Source organism: Cupriavidus sp. F041, from assembly GCF_057814235.1.
The window spans coordinates 3,884,476-3,904,622 of sequence record NZ_JBVASY010000002.1 but is presented as its reverse complement, the minus strand read 5'-3'; the positions used below and the strand labels follow the sequence as shown (position 1 = coordinate 3,904,622).

Sequence of the window (20,147 nt, the reverse complement as noted above, 5' to 3'; positions counted from 1 at the left end):
GCAATAGCCAATGGCCCGCCTCCCGCCGAATGCCCGCTACGGTTTTCCCACAGGATGAATGCCGCGGGCCCGACATGATGTCGGGCTGGCGGCGAAACAAGGAGTTGCAATGAAAGCATTGCTCGATCTCTTTAAGCAGGTTCAGCAGGAAGAGCAGTTCGACGCGATCAAGATCGGCCTGGCATCGCCGGAGAAGATTCGTTCGTGGTCGTACGGTGAAGTGAAGAAGCCGGAAACCATCAACTACCGGACCTTCAAGCCCGAGCGCGATGGCCTGTTCTGCGCCAAGATCTTTGGCCCGATCAAGGACTACGAATGCCTGTGCGGCAAGTACAAGCGCCTGAAGCACCGTGGCGTGATCTGCGAGAAGTGCGGCGTTGAAGTGACGCTGGCCAAGGTGCGCCGCGAGCGCATGGGCCACATCGAACTGGCCGCGCCGACCGCGCACATCTGGTTCCTGAAGTCGCTGCCGTCGCGTCTGGGCATGGTGCTCGACATGACGCTGCGCGATATCGAACGCGTCCTGTATTTCGAAGCATTCGTGGTGCTCGAACCCGGCATGACCCCGCTCAAGAAGAGCCAGATCATGTCCGAGGACGACTACATCGCCAAGTGCGAGGAGTACGGCGAAGGCGAATTCGTGGCCATGATGGGTGCCGAAGGCATCCGTGAACTGCTGCGCGGCATCGACATCGAAAAGCAGATCGAAACGATCCGCGCCGAGCTGCAGACCACCGGTTCCGAAGCCAAGATCAAGAAGTTCGCCAAGCGCCTGAAGGTACTTGAAGCGTTCCAGCGTTCGGGCATCAAGCCGGAATGGATGATCCTGGAAGTGCTGCCGGTGCTGCCGCCCGAACTGCGTCCGCTGGTACCGCTGGATGGCGGCCGTTTCGCCACCTCGGACCTGAACGACCTGTATCGCCGCGTCATCAACCGTAACAACCGCCTGAAGCGCCTGCTGGAACTGAAGGCGCCTGAAATCATCGTGCGCAACGAAAAGCGCATGCTGCAGGAAGCGGTTGACTCGCTGCTGGACAACGGTCGCCGCGGCAAGGCGATGACGGGTGCCAACAAGCGTCCGCTGAAGTCGCTGGCCGAAATGATCAAGGGCAAGGGCGGCCGTTTCCGTCAGAACTTGCTGGGCAAGCGCGTCGACTACTCCGGCCGTTCGGTCATCGTGGTGGGTCCGACCCTCAAGCTGCACCAGTGTGGCCTGCCCAAGCTGATGGCGCTCGAGCTGTTCAAGCCGTTCATCTTCCACAAGCTGGAAACGATGGGCATCGCCACCACCATCAAGGCGGCGAAGAAGGAAGTGGAAAGCCAGACCGCGGTGGTGTGGGACATCCTCGAAGAGGTGATCCGCGAGCATCCGGTCATGCTGAACCGCGCGCCGACGCTGCACCGCCTGGGTATCCAGGCGTTCGAGCCGGTGCTGATCGAAGGCAAGGCCATCCAGCTGCACCCCCTCGTCTGCGCGGCGTTCAACGCCGACTTCGACGGTGACCAGATGGCTGTGCACGTCCCGCTGTCGCTGGAAGCGCAGATGGAAGCCCGCACCCTGATGCTGGCCTCCAACAACGTGCTGTTCCCGGCTAACGGCGATCCGTCGATCGTGCCGTCGCAAGACGTGGTGCTGGGTCTGTACTACACGACCCGCGACAAGATCAACGGCAAGGGCGAAGGCCTGACGTTTGCCGACATCAGCGAAGTGATCCGCGCCTACGAGAACAAGGAAGTCGAACTGGCTTCCCGCGTGAACGTGCGTATCACCGAATATGAACTGGTCGACAAGGACGCCGTGGGCGATGCCCGCTTCGCGCCCAAGATCACGCTGCAGGCCACCACGGTCGGCCGCGCGATCATGTCCGAGATCCTGCCAAAGGGCCTGCCTTTCTCGGTGCTGAACAAGCCGCTGAAGAAGAAGGAAATCTCGCGCCTGATCAACACCGCGTTCCGCAAGTGCGGCCTGCGTGAAACCGTGATCTTCGCCGACAAGCTGCTGCAGTCGGGTTTCCGCCTGGCAACGCGCGCCGGTATCTCGATCGCCATCGACGACATGCTGGTGCCGCCGCAAAAGGAAAAGATCATTTCCGACGCGGCTGCCAAGGTCAAGGAATACGACAAGCAATACATGTCGGGTCTGGTGACCGACCAGGAACGCTACAACAACGTCGTGGACATCTGGGGCGCCGCTGGCGACCAGGTGGGCAAGGCGATGATGGAGCAGCTCCAGCACGAGGACGTGGTCGACCGTGACGGCAACACCGTCAAGCAAGACTCGTTCAACTCGATTTACATGATGGCCGACTCGGGCGCGCGCGGTTCCGCTGCGCAGATCCGTCAGCTGGCCGGCATGCGGGGCCTGATGGCCAAGCCGGATGGCTCGATCATTGAAACGCCGATTACAGCGAACTTCCGTGAAGGCCTGAACGTTCTGCAGTACTTCATCTCCACCCACGGCGCGCGTAAGGGCCTGGCGGATACGGCACTGAAGACCGCGAACTCGGGTTACCTGACCCGTCGTCTGGTCGACGTGACGCAGGATCTGGTGGTGGTGGAAGACGATTGCGGCACGACCAACGGCGTGGCCATGAAGGCCCTGGTCGAGGGTGGTGAAGTGATCGAAGCCCTGCGCGACCGTATTCTCGGCCGTGTGACGGTGACCGACGTGGTGAATCCGGAAACCCAGGAAACCGCGATCGAGGCCGGCACCCTGCTGGACGAAGACCTGGTCGACATGATCGACGCCATCGGCGTGGACGAAGTGAAGGTGCGTACCCCGCTGTCGTGCGACACGCGCTACGGCCTGTGCGGCATGTGCTATGGCCGCGACCTGGGCCGCGGCGTGCTGGTGAACTCCGGCGAAGCGGTTGGCGTGATTGCCGCCCAGTCGATCGGCGAGCCGGGCACGCAGCTGACCATGCGTACGTTCCACATCGGTGGCGCGGCATCGCGTTCGGCAGTGGCATCCAGCGTGGAAGCGAAGGCAACCGGTACCGTGCGTTTCACGGCGACCATGCGCTACGTCACCAATGCGAAGGGCGAACTGATCGTCATCTCGCGTTCCGGCGAAGCCCTGATCACCGACGACCACGGCCGCGAGCGCGAGCGCCACAAGATCCCGTACGGCGCCACGCTGCTGGTGCAGGATGGCCAGGCCATCAAGGCTGGTACGCAGCTGGCCACGTGGGACGCGCTGACACGCCCGATCGTGTCGGAGTACACCGGCACGACCAAGTTCGAGAACGTCGAAGAAGGCGTGACCGTCGCCAAGCAGATGGACGAAGTCACCGGCCTGTCGACCCTCGTGGTGATCGATGCCAAGCGCCGTACGGCTGCCACCAAGGGCCTGCGCCCGCAGGTGAAGCTGCTCGACGCCAACGGCCAGGAAGTGAAGATCCCTGGCACGGACCATTCCGTGACCATCGGCTTCCAGGTCGGCGCCCTGATCACCGTGAAGGACGGCCAGCAGGTGCACGTGGGTGAAGTGCTCGCACGTATCCCGACCGAATCGCAAAAGACCCGCGACATTACCGGGGGTCTGCCGCGTGTGGCCGAGCTGTTCGAAGCGCGTTCGCCGAAGGACGCCGCCGTGCTGGCGGAAGTCACCGGCACCACGTCGTTCGGCAAGGACACCAAGGGCAAGCAACGCCTGGTGATTACGGACCTGGACGGCAACGCCCACGAGTTCCTGATCACCAAGGAAAAGCAAGTCCTGGTGCACGATGGCCAGGTGGTGAACAAGGGCGAAATGATCGTGGAAGGTCCGGCGGACCCGCACGACATCCTGCGCCTGAAGGGCATCGAGGAACTGGCGCACTACATCGTCGACGAAGTGCAGGACGTCTACCGTCTGCAGGGCGTGAAGATCAACGACAAGCACATCGAAGTGATCGTGCGCCAGATGCTGCGCCGCGTGCAGATCTCGGATGTGGGCGACACCAAGTTCATCCCGGGTGAACAGGTGGAGCGTTCGGAACTGCTCGACGAGAACGATCGCGTGATCGCCGAGGGCAAGCGTCCGGCCACGTACGAAAACCTGCTGCTCGGTATCACCAAGGCGTCGCTGTCCACCGACAGCTTCATCTCGGCGGCATCGTTCCAGGAAACTACCCGCGTGCTGACCGAAGCCGCGATCATGGGCAAGACCGACGACCTGCGTGGTCTGAAGGAAAACGTGATCGTTGGCCGACTGATCCCCGCTGGTACTGGTCTGGCCTACCACCGCGCCCGCAAGGCGCGCGAGGCGGCCGAGCGCGAACGCGCCCAGGCGATCTCCGACGAAGAGCAGTCGCTCTTCATCGAGCCGCCGGTGGTGCCGGCGACGACCGAAGGCGAGGGCGACGCGGTCTAAGACTGCCAGCCTGAACCTGCAGCAAGCTGCATGAAGATGCCCGGCCCTGGCGGCCGGGCATTTTTTTGCCTGCTTCTATATTTCGGATTTTGTTTTGCTGTGCATTGTTTCGACCGTGCTTATCCGGTTGTCTCCCAAGCCCTCTACCGATAGTATGTTGGGCATCTGTGCCAACCCGGGGCAGCCATGGTTATTGATGTGCTTGACCGAGGCGATCTGCCGTTTCCGGGCTCGCTGCCGGAGTTTCAGCGGATGTTTCCAGACGAAGCGGCATGCATGGCCTACCTTGAGCGCGCTCGATGGAGCGATGGGTTCATTTGTGACCACTGTGGCTTGCTTGGTGAGCCGTACCGCTTTGCCAATCGCCCCGGCGTTTTCCGTTGTCGCCATTGCACACGCGACACGAGCCTCACTGCTGGCACCGTCATGGAGCGCACGCACACACCGCTGTCGGTTTGGTTCTGGGCGGCGTATCTGGTCGCCAGTCAGACGCCTGGCATGTCGGCAGTTCAGTTCCAGCGCCAACTCGGCCTGTCGCGTTACGAGACCGCCTTCCAGATACTCCACAAGTTGCGCGCCGGCATGGTGCGCCCCGACCAGGATCGGATTGGTGGCAAGCCTGAGGAACACGTCGAGGCCGATGAGGCCTACGTCGGTGGGCGTACTCGCGGCAAAGGCAGGGGCGTGCACGACATGGTTCTTGTGGCCGGCGCTGTCGAGGTTCGGCAACGCAAGCTTTCCGGCAGCCGCAACAAACGCAAGAGCGGACGGTATGCCGGACGAGTTCGGCTCGCTCTGGTTCCTGACCGAAGTGCCCGGTCGCTGGGCGGATTCATCGAGCGTACCGTTGCACCCGGGGCAACCATCATCACCGACGACTGGGGCGGTTATGCCAAGCTGGGCGAGCGCGGCTATGGCCATATCGCCATCGCGCAGCGCGGTGACATGCAAGTGGCCGAAACCTTCCTGCCGATCATTCACCTTGTGTTCTCCAATCTCAAGACCTGGCTGCGCGGTATTCATCACGGTGTCAGCCCGCAGCACCTACAAGCCTATCTCAACGAATTCACCTTCCGCTTCAACCGCCGTTTCTATCCCTTCAACGCGTTTCGCTCCCTGCTCGGCATCGCTGGTGACGTCACCGCGCCGACCTATGCCGAGCTCTATGGAAAAAAATCGCTACCCACTACATCTAGTAGGTTTGGGAGCTAACCGGATAAGCACGGTTTCGACATTGTTATTCGTCACATGCATTCTTCCCGGCAAATGCACTGGCGCCGCGCCGGCCGAAAGGTTTCAGGGAACATTCGTCACGCTACGAAGCAGTTGGCCGCCCCCTTGGTGGTATGGTTACGCCTTTCGCGGTCCCACCCTCTTTTTTAAGCTGTAGATATGTCGCGCGCCCTGGCGATCCTCAAGGATGTTTTCGGCTACCACGCCTTCCGCGGCCGGCAGGCGGAGATCATCGACCACGTGGCGGACGGTGGCGATTGCCTGGTGCTGATGCCCACCGGCGGTGGCAAGTCGCTGTGCTACCAGATTCCCGCGCTGATGCGGCAGCGGGCAGGCCAGGGAGTCGGCATCGTGGTGTCCCCGCTGATCGCGCTGATGCAGGACCAGGTCGCTGCCCTGTCGGAGGCTGGCGTGCGCGCGGCCGTGCTGAACTCGACGCTCAGCGGCGCCGAGGCTTCAGCGGTGGAGCGCGACCTGCTCGCCGGCAGGCTCGAAATCCTCTACGTGGCGCCCGAGCGGCTGATGACGCCGCGCTTCCAGGACCTGCTCGAGCGTACCCGTATCGGCGTGTTCGCCATCGATGAGGCGCACTGTGTGTCGCAGTGGGGGCATGATTTCCGCCCCGAGTACATCCAGCTCTCGGTGCTGCACGAACGCTTCCCGCAGGTGCCGCGCATTGCGCTGACGGCTACCGCGGATTCGGTCACGCGCGAGGAAATCGTCGAGCGGCTGGCGCTGCACGATGCGCGCGTTTTCATCTCCAGCTTCGACCGCCCCAATATCCGCTATCGCATCGTCGAGAAGGACAATGCGCGCCAGCAGCTGCTGGCCTTTATCAAGGCCGAGCACCTGGCCGCCGACGGCACCCACGACAGCGGCATCGTCTATTGCCTGTCGCGCAAGAAGGTGGAGGACATGGCCAGCTATCTCAGCGGCCAGGGACTCAATGCGCTGCCGTACCATGCCGGCATGGATGCGGGCGTGCGCCAGCACCACCAGGCCCGTTTTCGCGAAGAAGAGGGCGTGATCATGGTGGCAACCATCGCTTTCGGCATGGGGATCGACAAGCCCGACGTGCGATTCGTGGCCCACCTGGACCTGCCCAAGAGCATGGAAGGCTACTACCAGGAGACCGGCCGTGCCGGTCGTGACGGGTTGCCGGCCAACGCATGGATGGCCTATGGCCTCGGCGACGTGGTCCAGCAAAAACGCATGATCGACGAGTCCGAGGCGGATGAAGCGCACAAGCGCGTCTCGTCCGCCAAGCTCGACGCCCTGCTCGGACTGTGCGAGACGGCCGGATGCCGGCGCGTCCGCATCCTGGGGTATTTCGACGAGGCCAGCGCCCCTTGCGGCAATTGCGACACTTGCCTGGAGCCGCCCGCGACGTGGGACGGGACGCGCGAGGCGCAGATGGCGCTGTCGTGCGTCTACCGCACCGCGCAGGCCAGCCGCATCCATTTCGGCGCCACCCACATGATCGACGTGCTGCGTGGCAATGCATCGGAAAAAATCCGGCAGTGGGGGCACGACAAGGTGTCGACCTTTGGCATCGGTGCGGACCGGACGGTATCCGAATGGCACGCCATCTTCCGTCAACTGATCGCGCACGGACTGCTGATGATCGACCACGGCGGCCACGGCGCGCTATTGCTGGGCGAGTCCGCACGCGCGGTGCTCAAGGGCGAGATGCAGATTACGCTGCGCCGCCAGGCCAGCAAGCCAGCCAAGAGCGGCGAGCGGGCGGTGCGCGGCACCGGCACCCGGACAGACCATACCGCCAGCATGGACGCCGAGGCGCTGGCCAACTGGGAGGCGCTGCGCAAGTGGCGGACCGAGACGGCGCGGGAGCACGGCGTGCCGGCCTATGTGATCTTCCACGACGCCACACTGGCCGAACTGGCGCGCAGCGCACCGGAGTCGCTGACAGCAATGGCCGAAGTGCCTGGCATCGGTGCCGCCAAGCTTGAGCGCTATGGCGACGCCATCCTCGAAACGCTGGGTGCCGTATCCGACTTCTGATGTCCGGTTGCGCGGCAAGCGGCAGAAGCTGCTTGACCGTTTACGTCTGCGCTGTTAGCATGGCAGATTCGAGTTTTTGGCTTTGGATTTCGCTCGCCTGTCAGATTTGTGGCCTTCGGTTCGCAATCGGCAAGCCCGCCAGGGGATCGTGTGATGCTCTGGTGGTGTGGTCGCAGCGGGATCCCAGGCGAGCTCGCGTTCTTTGGCCAGTCTGTTCCTCCACAGGTCCGTCTCAAGAGCGCTCGCTCACCTTTCCCGCCCAAAACCCGTCGTTGCCTCTTTGGCCCATTGCTTGTGGCCCCAGGGGTGTTTTTCCGTAAAACCAAGCTGGATTGAACAATGCCAACTATCAACCAACTGGTTCGCAAGCCGCGCGTCTCTGAAGTCGTCAAGAGCAAGAGCCCGGCGCTTGAGAACTGCCCCCAGCGTCGCGGCGTGTGCACCCGTGTGTACACCACGACGCCGAAGAAGCCGAACTCGGCACTGCGCAAGGTCGCCAAGGTGCGCCTGACCAACGGTTTCGAGGTCATCTCGTACATCGGCGGTGAAGGCCACAACCTGCAAGAACACTCGGTCGTGCTGATCCGCGGCGGCCGTGTGAAGGACTTGCCGGGTGTGCGTTACCACATCGTCCGTGGCTCGCTGGACTTGCAAGGCGTGAAGGATCGTCGCCAGGCACGTTCGAAGTACGGCGCGAAGCGTCCGAAAGCTGCTTAAGGCTAACGCCAGGCAAGCCGGGCATAAAGCCCGAAGCAACAAACGATGGCCTGTGGCGGTTGCGTCATGGTGCTGTCACCAGGCGGCGGTAAAACGGAGCGTTTATGCGCCGTGCCGTCGAGTAAGTGGTCACCCGGCGAATTTGCCTGAATGAGAGGCAAGCTAGTTGGTGGCCGGAGAGCGGGAAATAGCCGCGCTCTCAACTGAATCTAAAGGAAAGAAGATGCCACGTCGTCGTGAAGTCCCCAAGCGGGATATCCTGCCCGATCCGAAGTTCGGTAACGTTGAAGTTGCCAAGTTTATGAACGTCCTGATGCTGGACGGCAAGAAGTCGGTTGCCGAACGTATCGTTTATGGCGCGTTCGACCAGATCGAAAAGAAGGCAGGCAAGGCCCCCGTAGAAGTGTTTTCCGTTGCCATCAACAACGTGAAGCCGGTGGTCGAAGTGAAGAGCCGTCGCGTGGGCGGCGCCAACTATCAGGTTCCGGTCGAAGTCCGTCCGTCGCGTCGTTTGGCATTGGCGATGCGTTGGTTGCGCGAGGCCGCGAAAAAACGCAGCGAGAAGTCGATGGCGCTGCGCCTGGCAGGTGAGCTGCTGGAAGCAGCGGAAGGCCGCGGCGGCGCGATGAAGAAGCGCGACGAAGTGCACCGCATGGCCGAAGCCAACAAGGCGTTCTCGCACTTCCGCTTCTAAAGCGCGCGAGTTACGCGGTTGGTTGCCGGGCGGGCTGTGTAATGACACGCTCGCCCGTTTGTGTTACGGGCGTTGGCAATGAGATGCCGGCGTCTCACGGACGAATAGAGGATTAAAGTGGCTCGTAAGACTCCCATTGAGCGCTACCGTAATATCGGTATCTCGGCTCACATTGACGCGGGTAAAACCACCACGACCGAGCGGATCCTGTTCTACACCGGTGTGAACCACAAGATCGGTGAAGTGCATGATGGCGCCGCCACGATGGACTGGATGGAGCAGGAACAGGAGCGTGGCATCACGATCACCTCCGCTGCCACCACCGCCTTCTGGAAGGGCATGGCCGGCAATTACCCGGAACACCGCATCAACATCATCGACACTCCGGGCCACGTGGACTTCACCATTGAGGTGGAGCGTTCCATGCGCGTGCTGGACGGCGCTTGCATGGTCTACTGCGCAGTGGGTGGCGTGCAGCCCCAGTCGGAAACCGTGTGGCGTCAGGCCAATAAGTACGGCGTTCCGCGCCTGGCCTTCGTTAACAAGATGGACCGTACCGGCGCGAACTTCTTCAAGGTCTACGACCAGCTGAAGACCCGCCTGAAGGCAAGCCCGGTTCCCGTCGTTGTGCCTATCGGCGCCGAAGACACCTTCAAGGGTGTGGTCGACCTGATCAAGATGAAAGCGATCATCTGGGACGAAGCCAGCCAGGGCACCAAGTTCGACTACGTGGACATCCCGGCCGAACTGGCCGACTCGTGCAACGAATGGCGCGAGAAGATGGTCGAGGCAGCTGCCGAGTCCAACGAAGACCTGATGAACAAGTATCTCGAAGAGGGCGAACTGTCCGAAGCCGAGATCATCAAGGGCCTGCGTGACCGTACCATCGCTTGCGAAATCCAGCCGATGCTGTGCGGCACCGCGTTCAAGAACAAGGGCGTGCAGCGCATGCTGGACGCCGTGATCGATTTCCTGCCGTCGCCGGTCGACATCCCGCCGGTCACCGGCGTGGACGACGACGACAAGGAAACGTCGCGCCGTGCCGCGGACGACGAAAAGTTCTCCGCGCTGGCGTTCAAGATCATGACCGACCCGTTCGTCGGCCAGCTGATCTTCTTCCGCGTGTACTCGGGCAAGGTCAATTCGGGCGACACCATCTACAACCCGGTCAAGAGCAAGAAGGAACGCCTGGGCCGGATTCTGCAGATGCACGCCAACCAGCGCGAAGAAATCAAGGAAGTGCTGGCTGGCGACATCGCCGCTGCGGTTGGCCTGAAAGAAGCCACCACCGGCGACACGCTGTGCGATCCGGACCACATCATCATCCTGGAGCGCATGGTGTTCCCGGAGCCGGTGATTTCGCAGGCCGTCGAGCCGAAGACCAAGGCTGACCAGGAAAAGATGGGCATCGCCCTGAACCGCCTGGCACAGGAAGATCCGTCGTTCCGCGTCAAGACCGACGAAGAATCCGGCCAGACCATCATTTCGGGCATGGGCGAGCTCCACCTGGAAATTCTTGTCGACCGCATGAAGCGCGAATTCGGCGTGGAAGCCACCGTGGGCAAGCCCCAGGTTGCCTACCGCGAAACCATCCGCAAGGTCTGCGAAGAAGTCGAAGGCAAGTTCGTCAAGCAGTCGGGCGGCCGTGGCCAGTACGGTCACGTGGTGCTCAAGCTCGAGCCGCAGGAACCGGGCAAGGGCTACGAGTTCGTCGACGCCATCAAGGGCGGCGTGGTGCCGCGCGAGTACATCCCTGCGGTGGACAAGGGCATTACCGAAACCCTGAACGCCGGCGTGCTGGCAGGTTTCCCGGTGGTCGACGTCAAGGTCACGCTGTTCTTCGGTTCGTACCACGATGTGGACTCGAACGAAAACGCGTTCAAGATGGCCGGCTCCATGGGCTTCAAGGAAGGCATGCGCCGCGCCAGCCCGGTGCTGCTCGAGCCGATGATGGCCGTGGAAGTGGAAACGCCGGAAGACTTCATGGGTAACGTGATGGGCGACCTGTCGTCGCGTCGCGGCATTATCCAGGGCATGGACGACATGGTCGGCGGCGGCAAGATCCTGCGCGCGGAAGTTCCGCTGGCAGAGATGTTCGGCTACTCGACCTCGCTGCGTTCGGCCACGCAAGGCCGCGCTACGTACACGATGGAGTTCAAGCACTACGCTGAAGCTCCGAAGAACGTAGCCGACGCCGTGATCACGGCTCGCGGCAAGTAAGTAAAAGATCCGCCGCCGCGCGCTGTGCGCGGCGGCACTATGAACACGACATACTGGTTTCGATTAGGAGCTGAAAAATGGCAAAGGAAAAGTTCGAGCGGACTAAGCCGCACGTGAACGTTGGCACGATTGGTCACGTTGACCATGGCAAGACCACGCTGACGGCCGCGATTGCTACGGTGCTGGCAGCCAAGTTTGGCGGCTCGGCCAAGAAGTACGACGAAATCGACGCAGCACCGGAAGAAAAGGCACGCGGTATTACCATCAATACCGCCCACGTCGAGTACGAAACGGCTAACCGTCACTACGCACACGTTGACTGCCCGGGCCACGCTGACTATGTGAAGAACATGATCACGGGCGCAGCGCAGATGGACGGCGCGATCCTGGTGTGCTCGGCCGCTGACGGCCCCATGCCCCAGACCCGCGAACACATCCTGCTGGCCCGCCAGGTTGGCGTGCCTTACATCATCGTGTTCCTGAACAAGTGCGACATGGTCGACGACGCCGAGCTGCTCGAGCTGGTCGAAATGGAAGTGCGCGAGCTCTTGTCCAAGTACGAATTCCCCGGCGACGACACCCCGATCATCAAGGGTTCGGCCAAGCTGGCCCTGGAAGGCGACAAGGGCGAACTGGGCGAAGTGGCGATCCTGGCCCTGGCCGACGCGCTGGACACCTACATCCCGACGCCGGAACGTGCCATCGACGGTACCTTCCTGATGCCGGTGGAAGACGTGTTCTCGATCTCGGGCCGTGGCACGGTTGTGACCGGTCGTATCGAGCGCGGCATCATCAAGGTCGGTGAAGAAATCGAAATCGTTGGTATCAAGCCGACGGTCAAGACCATCTGCACCGGCGTGGAAATGTTCCGTAAGCTGCTGGACCAAGGTCAAGCCGGCGACAACGTGGGTCTGCTGCTGCGCGGCACGAAGCGCGAAGACGTCGAGCGCGGCCAAGTGCTGTGCAAGCCGGGTTCGATCAAGCCGCACACGCACTTCACCGGCGAGGTCTACATCTTGTCGAAGGACGAAGGCGGCCGTCACACCCCGTTCTTCAACAACTACCGCCCGCAGTTCTACTTCCGTACGACCGACGTGACTGGCTCGATCGAGCTGCCGAAGGACAAGGAAATGGTCATGCCGGGTGACAACGTGTCGATCACGGTCAAGCTGATTGCCCCGATCGCCATGGAAGAAGGCCTGCGTTTCGCCATCCGTGAAGGCGGTCGTACCGTCGGCGCCGGCGTCGTGGCAAAGATCCTCGACTAAGCAAACTTCCTGGAGCGGGCTGGCGGTACAATACCGGCGGCCTGTTCCCTTGTTCCAGGGCGCTCGCCGCCCATCGCTCTTTTAAGGAAATATCATGCAGAACCAGAAGATCCGTATCCGCCTGAAGGCTTTCGACTATCGCCTGATCGACCAGTCGGCAGCCGAAATCGTGGATACCGCCAAGCGTACCGGCGCGATCGTCAAGGGCCCGGTGCCCCTGCCGACCCGTATCCAGCGCTTCGACATCCTGCGTTCGCCGCACGTCAACAAGACGAGCCGTGATCAGTTCGAGATCCGTACTCACCAGCGCCTGATGGACATCGTCGATCCTACCGACAAGACCGTTGACGCACTGATGAAGCTCGACCTGCCGGCCGGCGTCGACGTCGAAATCAAGGTGTAAGGTATTCCGCACAAGACCGCCCCTGGTGGTTTTGCGCAAACAAAAGCGGCGAACTTCGGTTCGCCGCTTTTGTTTTTGTGCCGCCTTCTCCCCGTTGCGCGGCCGGCTAGGCGGGCCCGCGTCGGCGGAGCGTCTGCCCCGGGGGCTCGCCGAAACTCTTGCGATATTCCACGCTGAAGCGCCCCAGGTGGCTGAAGCCCCAGCGCAAGGCTGCGGCGGTAACCGAAACGAGGGCCCGGTCGTTCAACAAGTCCTGATGCACCCGTTCCAGCCGGACTGCGCGCAGGTAAGCCATCGGGCTGATGCCGCGGTGCTCGCGAAATCCCGCATACAGTCCGCGCAGGCTGACGCCGGCCACTTCGGCCAGCAAGGCTGGCGTCAACGGCGCGTTGGCATGGGCGTGGATGTACTCTTCGACCAGTTTCACATGACGCGGTGCCAGGGGTTTGCCGCGCGCCCGCAGTGCTTCGGTGAGACTGTGGGGCTGCACCGTCAATAGCGTGCCGATCACCAGCTGCTCCAGCTGGCAGGCAGTGAGCGGATGCCGGGCCGCATCCGGTGCCAGCGCCATCACATCCGCCAGGTAATGCACCATCTGGTACCACGCCGCCAGGCGCCGCCATGGCATGCCTAGCTCGAAACGCAGCGGTTGTTGGGGACGATGGCCCAAGTACGCCGCGCACACCCGCTCCAGCGCGCCGCGCTCGACGCGCACGATCAACTGGTCGCTGTCGTGACTCCAGCGCATTCGCACCGGATCGCAGGGCGTCAGCACCGAAGCGGTTTCCCGGTCGGAAAGGATCTCCTGCTGGCCGCAGCGGATTTCCGCATGACCCGCTACGGGCATCTGCACCAGCAGGAAGTCGTCGAGCGGCCCGGGCTCGATCTGCACCTCGGCCCCATAGGCCAGCCGGTTGAATGAGACCGCGCCAAGGGGAGCATGATGCATGCGCGCCGCCAGCGTGGTGCCGCCGATGGTGAGCTTGTGCGGCTTGAACACCATGCCGACGGCGGCCCGCGTCTCGGCCTGGTCGGTCGAGGCGAAGACCAGCCGGGTAGGGTCGTCTAGCAGGGCGCCAGCCAGCGGCTCGGTGGCCGTGGCCGCGGGGGGCTGCGGCATTGTCTCGCTCCTCGGCATCATTGGCGCGCCGTTCCTGGTGGGGGATCCGCCTGCCTGCGGACCGTGCCGCTGCGCTGCCGCTTTGGCACCGCGCTGGCATGCGGACGGAATCCTTCACATCACTATAGTGGATCGCTTCCTCGCGCCACTTGCCCGCCCCGCCATTTTCCTGCACTAATCGGATAGCCGCTGCAGCCGGCGGCTAGTTTGCTGCGGTGCGGATCGCCCATGATGGAATCCAGCCCGGCAGCCCACCCCCCCAAAAACAAAGGAGCGCAGCCCATGAGCCAGACTATCCAGATCCACGCCGCCGACGGCAGCGGCACGTTCAACGCCTACCTGGCCACGCCCGCATCGGGCAAGGGGCCCGGCATCGTGTTGTGCCAGGAAATCTTCGGCGTCAACGCCACCATGCGCGCCGTGGCGGACTACTACGCCGAGGAAGGCTACACGGTGCTGGTGCCGGACCTGTTCTGGCGGATCGCCCCCGGCATTGAACTGGGCGACCGCGGCGACGACTTCCAGCGCGCCCTTGGGCTGTATCAGCGCTTTGATGAGGCCCTCGGCGTCAAGGATGTGGATTCGGCGCTGGAAGCGCTGCGCGCGCGTCCCGAGTGCGTGGGTCAGACCGGGGTGCTCGGCTTTTGCCTGGGTGGCAAGCTCGCCTACCTGTCCGCCTGCCGCCTGGACGGGGTGGCCTGCGCGGTGGCGTACTACGGCGTCGGCATTGAGCATGCACTGGCCGAGGCAGCCAACATCAAGGGCCGGCTGGTGCTGCATGTGGCCGAGCGCGACGGCTTCTGCCCGCCGGAGGCGCAAGCGCAGATCCGCGCAGCCCTGGGCGGCAAGGATGGCATCGAGCTATATATCTATCCCGGCGTCGATCATGCATTTGCCCGCGCCGGCGGCGAGCACTATGACCGACCGTCCGCGCTGATGGCGCACCAGCGGTCGATTGGCGCGCTGCGTGCAGAGATGGGTCCGCACTACGACTTCTCGGCCCTCTGGGACAAGCACTGCGAATACGAATTCGCCACCCGCGATGTCGATGCCACGATGGCGACCATGGTGGCGGAGCCCTACGTCAACCATATCCCGACCATGACCGGTGGCGTCGGCTACCGGCAGCTCAAGCGCTTCTACCAGAACCACTTTGTCCACAGCAATCCGCCGGACACCACGCTGATTCCGCTGTCGCGCACGGTGGGCGCGAGCCAGATCGTTGACGAGTTGCTGTTCTGCTTCACGCATACCTGCGAGATTGACTGGATGCTGCCGGGCGTGCCACCCACGGGCAAGCGAGTGGAGATTCCGCTGATCGCCATCGTCAAGTTCCGTGGCGACAAGCTCTACCACGAGCATATCTACTGGGACCAGGCCAGCGTGCTGGTGCAGATCGGCAAGCTCGATCCGGCCGGGCTGCCCGTGGCCGGCATCGAGACTGCCCGCAAGCTGCTCGATGAAACGCTGCCCTCCAACGGGCTGATGGCGCGCTGGCAGGAGAGCGTAGGCAAGTAGGCGGGGCGGATCTGCCCCGGCAATCGACGAAATCAAAGCAAAAGGGGCGTGCCCGGCACGCGCCGCGGGTACCGCTTGGTCCCTGCGGCGCATGGGCAACGCACCGATACAAGGAGACAACGTCATGAAAGGACTGCAGGACAAAGTCGCCATCGTCAGCGGCGGCGCCACCCTTATCGGCGCGGGCGTGGCGAAGGCCTTCGTCGAGGCCGGCACGCGAGTGGCGATTCTCGATATCGATGCCGGCGGCGGCGAGCGTGTCGCTGGCGAACTGGGTGAACGAGCACTCTTCATTCGTGCTGACATCACCGACGACGCCGAGGTGGCCGCGGCCGTGTCGCAGGTCACGCGGCACTTCGGCGGCATCGATTACCTCGTCAACCTGGCCTGCACCTATCTCGATGACGGTCTCAAATCGAACCGCCGTGACTGGCTCACCGCACTCGACGTCAATGTGGTCTCCAGCGTGATGCTGGCCCAGGCCGTCCACGAGGGAATGCGCGCGCGCGGCGGTGGCGCAATCGTCAACTTCACCAGCATCTCGGCCAATGTGGCGCAGACGGGGCGCTGGCTCTATCCGGCCTCCAAGGCCGCGATCCGGCAGCTCACCCGCAGCATGGCGATGGACCTCGCGCCCGATCATATCCGCGTCAACGCTGTCTCGCCGGGCTGGACCTGGTGCCGGCTGATGGACGAGGTCAGCGGTGGCAACCGCGAGCGTACCGATCGCGTGGCGGCGGACTTCCACCTGCTGGGCCGCGTGGGCGAGCCCGATGAAGTGGCTCAGGTGGTGCTGTTTCTCTGCTCGGACCATGCCAGCTTTGTCACCGGCGCCGACTACGCGGTGGACGGCGGCTACTCGGCGATGGGCCCGGAGCAAAACGTGCCCGCCATCCCGCGCCTGGCCGGCTGAAACCGCGATGCGGGATTTCGACTTCCACGCTGAACCTTCAAGTAGGAGATTGCCATGAGCCAACGCATTGCCATCGTCGGCGCGGGCCAGTCCGGCCTGCAGATGGCCCTGGGCCTGCAAGCCAAGGGCTACCGGGTCACGCTGCTGACCAATCGCACGCCGGACCAGGTCCGCGCGGGCAAGGTCATGTCCAGCCAGTGCATGTTCGATCGCGCGCTGCAGACGGAGCGAGAGCTGGGCTTGAACTGGTGGGACGATGCGTGCCCGCCGGTGGAAGGGATCGGCCTGGCGATTCCGCATCCGGAGCAGCCTGGCGCCAGGTTGATCGACTGGGCTGCCCGGCTCGACCATCCGGCCCAAGCGGTGGACCAGCGACTCAAGATGCCGGCCTGGATGGAAGCCTTCGCGCAACGCGGTGGCGACCTGCGCATCGCGGATGCCGGCGTCGATGAACTGGAAGCGCTGACTCGCGAGCATGATCTTGTGCTGCTTGCGGCTGGCAAGGGCGAGATCGTCAGCCGTTTCGAGCGGGACGCCACGCGCAGTCCTTTCAGCGCGCCGCAGCGTTCGCTCGCCCTGACCTATGTGAACGCCATGACGCCGCGCACCCCGTTCTCGCGGGTTTGCTTCAACTTGATTCCCGGCATTGGCGAATACTTCGTCTTCCCGGCCCTGACGCTATCCGGCCCCTGCGAGATCATGGTGTTCGAGGGCATACCGGGTGGCCCGATGGACCGCTGGGCCGATGCGCGTACGCCGGAGCAGCACCTCGCCGAGAGTCTGCGCATCCTGCGCACCTGGCTGCCGTGGGAGGCGGAGCGCTGCGATGCGGTGACCCTGACCGACGAGCAAGGCATTCTCGCCGGCCGCTTCGCCCCGACCGTGCGCCGGCCGGTGATGACCTTGCCCTCGGGCCGGCTCGTGTTCGGCATGGCCGACGCTGTCGTCGTCAACGATCCCATTACCGGACAGGGCTCCAACAACGCGGCCAAGTGCTGCAAGGTATATCTGGATGCCATCGTTGCGCATGGCGACCGCGGTTTCGACGCGGACTGGATGGCGCAGACGTTCGCGCGATACTGGCAGTACGCCGGCGACGTAGTGAACTGGACCAACTCCCTGCTCACGCCACCGCCAGCGCATATCCTGTCGCTGCTGGGCGCGGCAGGCCAAGCGCCAGAGCTGGCCGCCCGCATTGCCAATGGCTTCGATAATCCGCCGGACTTCTTCCCCTGGTGGTCAGATTCCGCTGCCTGCCAGCAGTTGATCGACCAGCATCTGCCTCAGGCGGCCTGATATGGAAGCCGCTTGCGCTGTGCTGGATACCAGGGCGCTGCGCCGGGCCTGTGGCCGCTACGCTACCGGCGTGGCGGTCATCGGCGCCTGCGGTGCCGAGGGCCGTCCGATTGGCTTGACCATCAACTCCTTCGCCTCGCTATCCCTGGCGCCCCCGCTGATCTTGTGGAGTCTGGCACTGCACTCGCCAAGCGCCGCGCATTTTGCAGTGGGGAAGCACTTCGGCGTCAGCATCCTGCAGGCGGGGCACGGCGAACTGGCGCGCCGTTTTGCCACGCCTGCCGAGGACAAGTTTGCCGGCGTTTCCCATCGGCGCTGTGAGCGCGGCGTACCTTATCTCGATGAAGCGTTGGCCACGCTGGCGTGCAGGGTGGAGCGCGCGGACGCGGTAGGAGATCATCTACTGATCGTTGGCGAAGTGCGGGGGTTTGAAGTGGGGGAGGGCGAACCGCTGGTGTTTTTCGGTGGGGAGTTCGTGAAGGTAGGAAGGTAAGGCTTCCGATCCGGTGCCGAAATTGCCACTTTTGCCATCAAGATGCGCAGTGCCAGCGCCCCGCAACTTAGTCAACGCCACAAAACAACACCCGCGCCACCGCGCATGGCCTAACTTCCGAAAGCGCTCTTGCTCTTTCCAAACCGCTGCGATATAGTGTAAGGCTACCCGTTTGTCTATGGGTAGTGGGCTGGCCAGCTTGGCCGCGCGCAGTCTTCTTCAGCGCAAGCCCCGCACTGCAAACACTGTTTTCGTGTATTAATCAGCCCCGGCCAATCGCAGCTGGGAATGGAGCAAACCATGAGCCTTGGCCTTGTAGGTCGCAAGGTTGGCATGACCCGTATTTTCACGGACGACGGCGATTCAATTCCCGTTACCGTGGTCGAGGTCGGCGACAACCGCGTGACACAAATCAAGACGGACGAGACCGACGGTTATACCTCGGTTCAAGTCACTTTCGGCGCACGCCGCGCTAGCCGCGTCACCAAGCCTTTGGCAGGTCACCTTGCCAAAGCTGGTGTTGAGGCTGGTGAAATCATCCGCGAATTCCGCATCGATGCCGCTAAGGCTGGCGAACTGCAACCCGGCGGCACGCTGTCGGTTGACCTGTTCGAAGTCGGTCAAAAGATCGACGTCCAGGGCGTGACCATCGGTAAGGGCTACGCCGGTACCATCAAGCGTCACCATTTCGCATCGGGTCGTGCCACCCACGGTAACTCGCGTTCGCACAACGTGCCGGGTTCCATCGGTATGGCGCAGGATCCGGGCCGTGTGTTCCCCGGCAAGCGCATGACCGGCCATCTGGGTGACGTCACCCGCACCGTCCAGAACCTGGAAATCGCCAAGATCGACGCAGAGCGCAAGCTGCTGCTGGTCAAGGGCGCCATTCCCGGCTCCAAGGGCGGCAAGGTTATCGTTACCCCGGCCGTCAAGGCCAAAGCCAAAGCTTAAGGAGCGAATCAATGGAACTCAAGCTCCTCCAGGACAATGGCCAGATCGGCGCAGGCGTTGACGCTTCGCCCGAAGTCTTCGGCCGTGACTACAACGAAGCCCTCGTTCACCAGATCGTCGTCGCTTACCAGGCTAACGCTCGCAGCGGTAACCGTAAGCAGAAGGATCGTGAAGAGGTCAAGCACACGACCAAGAAGCCTTGGCGCCAGAAGGGTACGGGTCGCGCCCGTGCCGGTATGTCTTCCTCGCCGCTGTGGCGCGGGGGCGGCCGTATCTTCCCGAATTCGCCGGAAGAGAACTTCACGCAGAAGGTCAACAAGAAGATGTTCCGTGCCGGTATGCGCTCGATTTACTCGCAGCTCGCACGTGAAGGTCGTATCAACGTGGTGGACGGTTTCACCGTCGATGCGCCCAAGACCAAGCTCTTGGCCGACAAGTTCAAGGCCATGGGCCTGGACTCGGTGCTGATCATCACCGACAGCCTCGACGAGAACCTCTACCTGGCTTCGCGCAACCTGCCGCACGTGGCAGTTGTCGAGCCGCGCCAGGCTGACCCGCTGTCGCTCGTGCACTACAAGAAGGTGCTGGTGACCAAGGCAGCCGTCGCGCAGATCGAGGAGTTGCTGAAATGACGCAAGTAGCCAAGAACGATCATCGTTTGATGCAGGTGCTGCTCGCGCCGGTGGTTTCCGAAAAGGCAACCCTGGTCGCCGACAAGAACGAACAAGTCGTGTTCGAAGTCGCTCGCGATGCCAACAAGGCAGACGTGAAGGCGGCAGTCGAACTGCTGTTCAAGGTCGAGGTGCAGTCCGTTCAGATCCTGAACCAAAAGGGCAAGCAAAAGCGTTTTGGCCGTTTCATGGGGCGTCGCAACCACGTGAAGAAGGCTTACGTTTCGCTCAAGCCGGGTCAGGAAATCAATTTTGAAGCGGAGGCCAAGTAATC

The 20,147-nt window shown here is 62.8% G+C and carries 16 protein-coding genes; 15 read left to right on the top strand and 1 reads right to left on the bottom strand.

From position 1 onward, the window contains the following. The first annotated feature begins 109 nt into the window (after nt 1–109). From rpoC to rpsJ, 8 genes are all read left to right on the top strand, one after another. Nucleotides 110–4,354, top strand: a complete 4,245-nt coding sequence (gene rpoC, locus ACZY0R_RS35390) for a DNA-directed RNA polymerase subunit beta' (protein ID WP_035876149.1) — start codon at nt 110–112, stop codon at nt 4,352–4,354. Nucleotides 4,355–4,540: 186 nt separating this feature from the next. Then, nucleotides 4,541–5,566, top strand: coding sequence for an IS1595 family transposase (locus ACZY0R_RS35385; protein WP_488865037.1), 1,026 nt, complete (start codon nt 4,541–4,543; stop codon nt 5,564–5,566). Nucleotides 5,567–5,746: 180 nt separating this feature from the next. Beyond that, entirely contained in the window at nt 5,747–7,609 is a 1,863-nt protein-coding gene (recQ, locus tag ACZY0R_RS35380; protein ID WP_488865035.1) for a DNA helicase RecQ, read from the top strand. A 339-nt stretch (nt 7,610–7,948) separates the two neighbouring features. Beyond that, nucleotides 7,949–8,326 (top strand): 30S ribosomal protein S12, encoded by a 378-nt coding sequence (gene rpsL, locus ACZY0R_RS35375; RefSeq protein WP_006162330.1) that lies wholly within the window; start codon nt 7,949–7,951, stop codon nt 8,324–8,326. 223 nt (nt 8,327–8,549) lie between these two features. Beyond that, nucleotides 8,550–9,020 (top strand): 30S ribosomal protein S7, encoded by a 471-nt coding sequence (gene rpsG, locus ACZY0R_RS35370; RefSeq protein ID WP_035876146.1) that lies wholly within the window; start codon nt 8,550–8,552, stop codon nt 9,018–9,020. A 117-nt stretch (nt 9,021–9,137) separates the two neighbouring features. Further along, entirely contained in the window at nt 9,138–11,240 is a 2,103-nt protein-coding gene (gene fusA, locus ACZY0R_RS35365; protein WP_045243150.1) for an elongation factor G, read from the top strand. A gap of 77 nt (nt 11,241–11,317) precedes the next feature. Then, nucleotides 11,318–12,508, top strand: coding sequence for an elongation factor Tu (tuf, locus tag ACZY0R_RS35360; RefSeq protein WP_488865032.1), 1,191 nt, complete (start codon nt 11,318–11,320; stop codon nt 12,506–12,508). Between the two features lie 94 nt (nt 12,509–12,602). After that, entirely contained in the window at nt 12,603–12,911 is a 309-nt protein-coding gene (gene rpsJ / locus ACZY0R_RS35355) for a 30S ribosomal protein S10 (RefSeq protein ID WP_006160488.1), read from the top strand. 106 nt (nt 12,912–13,017) lie between these two features. Here the strand turns inward: rpsJ and ACZY0R_RS35350 are convergent, their stop codons facing one another. Beyond that, nucleotides 13,018–14,031, bottom strand: coding sequence for an AraC family transcriptional regulator (locus ACZY0R_RS35350; RefSeq protein WP_488865028.1), 1,014 nt, complete (start codon nt 14,029–14,031; stop codon nt 13,018–13,020). 282 nt (nt 14,032–14,313) lie between these two features. Between ACZY0R_RS35350 and ACZY0R_RS35345 the strand changes: the two genes are divergently transcribed. The 7 genes from ACZY0R_RS35345 to rplW all read left to right on the top strand — a co-directional run bounded on the left by ACZY0R_RS35345 (nt 14,314) and on the right by rplW (nt 20,145). Beyond that, nucleotides 14,314–15,549 (top strand): dienelactone hydrolase family protein, encoded by a 1,236-nt coding sequence (locus ACZY0R_RS35345; protein WP_488865026.1) that lies wholly within the window; start codon nt 14,314–14,316, stop codon nt 15,547–15,549. Nucleotides 15,550–15,673: 124 nt separating this feature from the next. Then, nucleotides 15,674–16,462: an SDR family oxidoreductase gene (locus ACZY0R_RS35340; RefSeq protein ID WP_488865024.1), complete on the top strand. Its 789-nt coding sequence runs from the start codon at nt 15,674–15,676 to the stop codon at nt 16,460–16,462. Between the two features lie 54 nt (nt 16,463–16,516). Then, nucleotides 16,517–17,758: a styrene monooxygenase/indole monooxygenase family protein gene (locus ACZY0R_RS35335; RefSeq protein WP_488865022.1), complete on the top strand. Its 1,242-nt coding sequence runs from the start codon at nt 16,517–16,519 to the stop codon at nt 17,756–17,758. A 1-nt stretch (nt 17,759) separates the two neighbouring features. Then, the gene (locus ACZY0R_RS35330; RefSeq protein WP_488865020.1) at nt 17,760–18,251 is read left to right on the top strand and encodes a flavin reductase family protein; all 492 of its coding nucleotides are present in this window, start codon (nt 17,760–17,762) and stop codon (nt 18,249–18,251) included. A 300-nt stretch (nt 18,252–18,551) separates the two neighbouring features. Next, the gene (rplC, locus tag ACZY0R_RS35325) at nt 18,552–19,202 is read left to right on the top strand and encodes a 50S ribosomal protein L3 (RefSeq protein ID WP_035870770.1); all 651 of its coding nucleotides are present in this window, start codon (nt 18,552–18,554) and stop codon (nt 19,200–19,202) included. Nucleotides 19,203–19,213: 11 nt separating this feature from the next. Next, nucleotides 19,214–19,834, top strand: a complete 621-nt coding sequence (gene rplD, locus ACZY0R_RS35320; RefSeq protein WP_010812396.1) for a 50S ribosomal protein L4 — start codon at nt 19,214–19,216, stop codon at nt 19,832–19,834. Continuing rightward, nucleotides 19,831–20,145 (top strand): 50S ribosomal protein L23, encoded by a 315-nt coding sequence (gene rplW / locus ACZY0R_RS35315; RefSeq protein ID WP_006160473.1) that lies wholly within the window; start codon nt 19,831–19,833, stop codon nt 20,143–20,145. The genes rplD and rplW overlap by 4 nt, the downstream gene beginning before the upstream one ends. Nucleotides 20,146–20,147: the final 2 nt, after the last annotated feature.

Bases quoted from the DNA above. Each gene is read 5' to 3' on its own strand.
- rpsG (WP_035876146.1), top strand. From the start codon at position 8,550: ATGCCACGTCGTCGTGAAGTCCCCAAGCGGGATATCCTGCCCGATCCG.
- rpsJ (WP_006160488.1), top strand. From the start codon at position 12,603: ATGCAGAACCAGAAGATCCGTATCCGCCTGAAGGCTTTCGACTATCGC.
- rplD (WP_010812396.1), top strand. From the start codon at position 19,214: ATGGAACTCAAGCTCCTCCAGGACAATGGCCAGATCGGCGCAGGCGTT.
- ACZY0R_RS35385 (WP_488865037.1), top strand. From the start codon at position 4,541: ATGGTTATTGATGTGCTTGACCGAGGCGATCTGCCGTTTCCGGGCTCG.
- ACZY0R_RS35340 (WP_488865024.1), top strand. From the start codon at position 15,674: ATGAAAGGACTGCAGGACAAAGTCGCCATCGTCAGCGGCGGCGCCACC.
- tuf (WP_488865032.1), top strand. From the start codon at position 11,318: ATGGCAAAGGAAAAGTTCGAGCGGACTAAGCCGCACGTGAACGTTGGC.
- recQ (WP_488865035.1), top strand. From the start codon at position 5,747: ATGTCGCGCGCCCTGGCGATCCTCAAGGATGTTTTCGGCTACCACGCC.
- rpoC (WP_035876149.1), top strand. From the start codon at position 110: ATGAAAGCATTGCTCGATCTCTTTAAGCAGGTTCAGCAGGAAGAGCAG.
- ACZY0R_RS35345 (WP_488865026.1), top strand. From the start codon at position 14,314: ATGAGCCAGACTATCCAGATCCACGCCGCCGACGGCAGCGGCACGTTC.
- ACZY0R_RS35350 (WP_488865028.1), bottom strand. From the start codon at position 14,031: ATGCCGCAGCCCCCCGCGGCCACGGCCACCGAGCCGCTGGCTGGCGCC.
- rplW (WP_006160473.1), top strand. From the start codon at position 19,831: ATGACGCAAGTAGCCAAGAACGATCATCGTTTGATGCAGGTGCTGCTC.
- ACZY0R_RS35330 (WP_488865020.1), top strand. From the start codon at position 17,760: ATGGAAGCCGCTTGCGCTGTGCTGGATACCAGGGCGCTGCGCCGGGCC.
- ACZY0R_RS35335 (WP_488865022.1), top strand. From the start codon at position 16,517: ATGAGCCAACGCATTGCCATCGTCGGCGCGGGCCAGTCCGGCCTGCAG.
- rpsL (WP_006162330.1), top strand. From the start codon at position 7,949: ATGCCAACTATCAACCAACTGGTTCGCAAGCCGCGCGTCTCTGAAGTC.
- rplC (WP_035870770.1), top strand. From the start codon at position 18,552: ATGAGCCTTGGCCTTGTAGGTCGCAAGGTTGGCATGACCCGTATTTTC.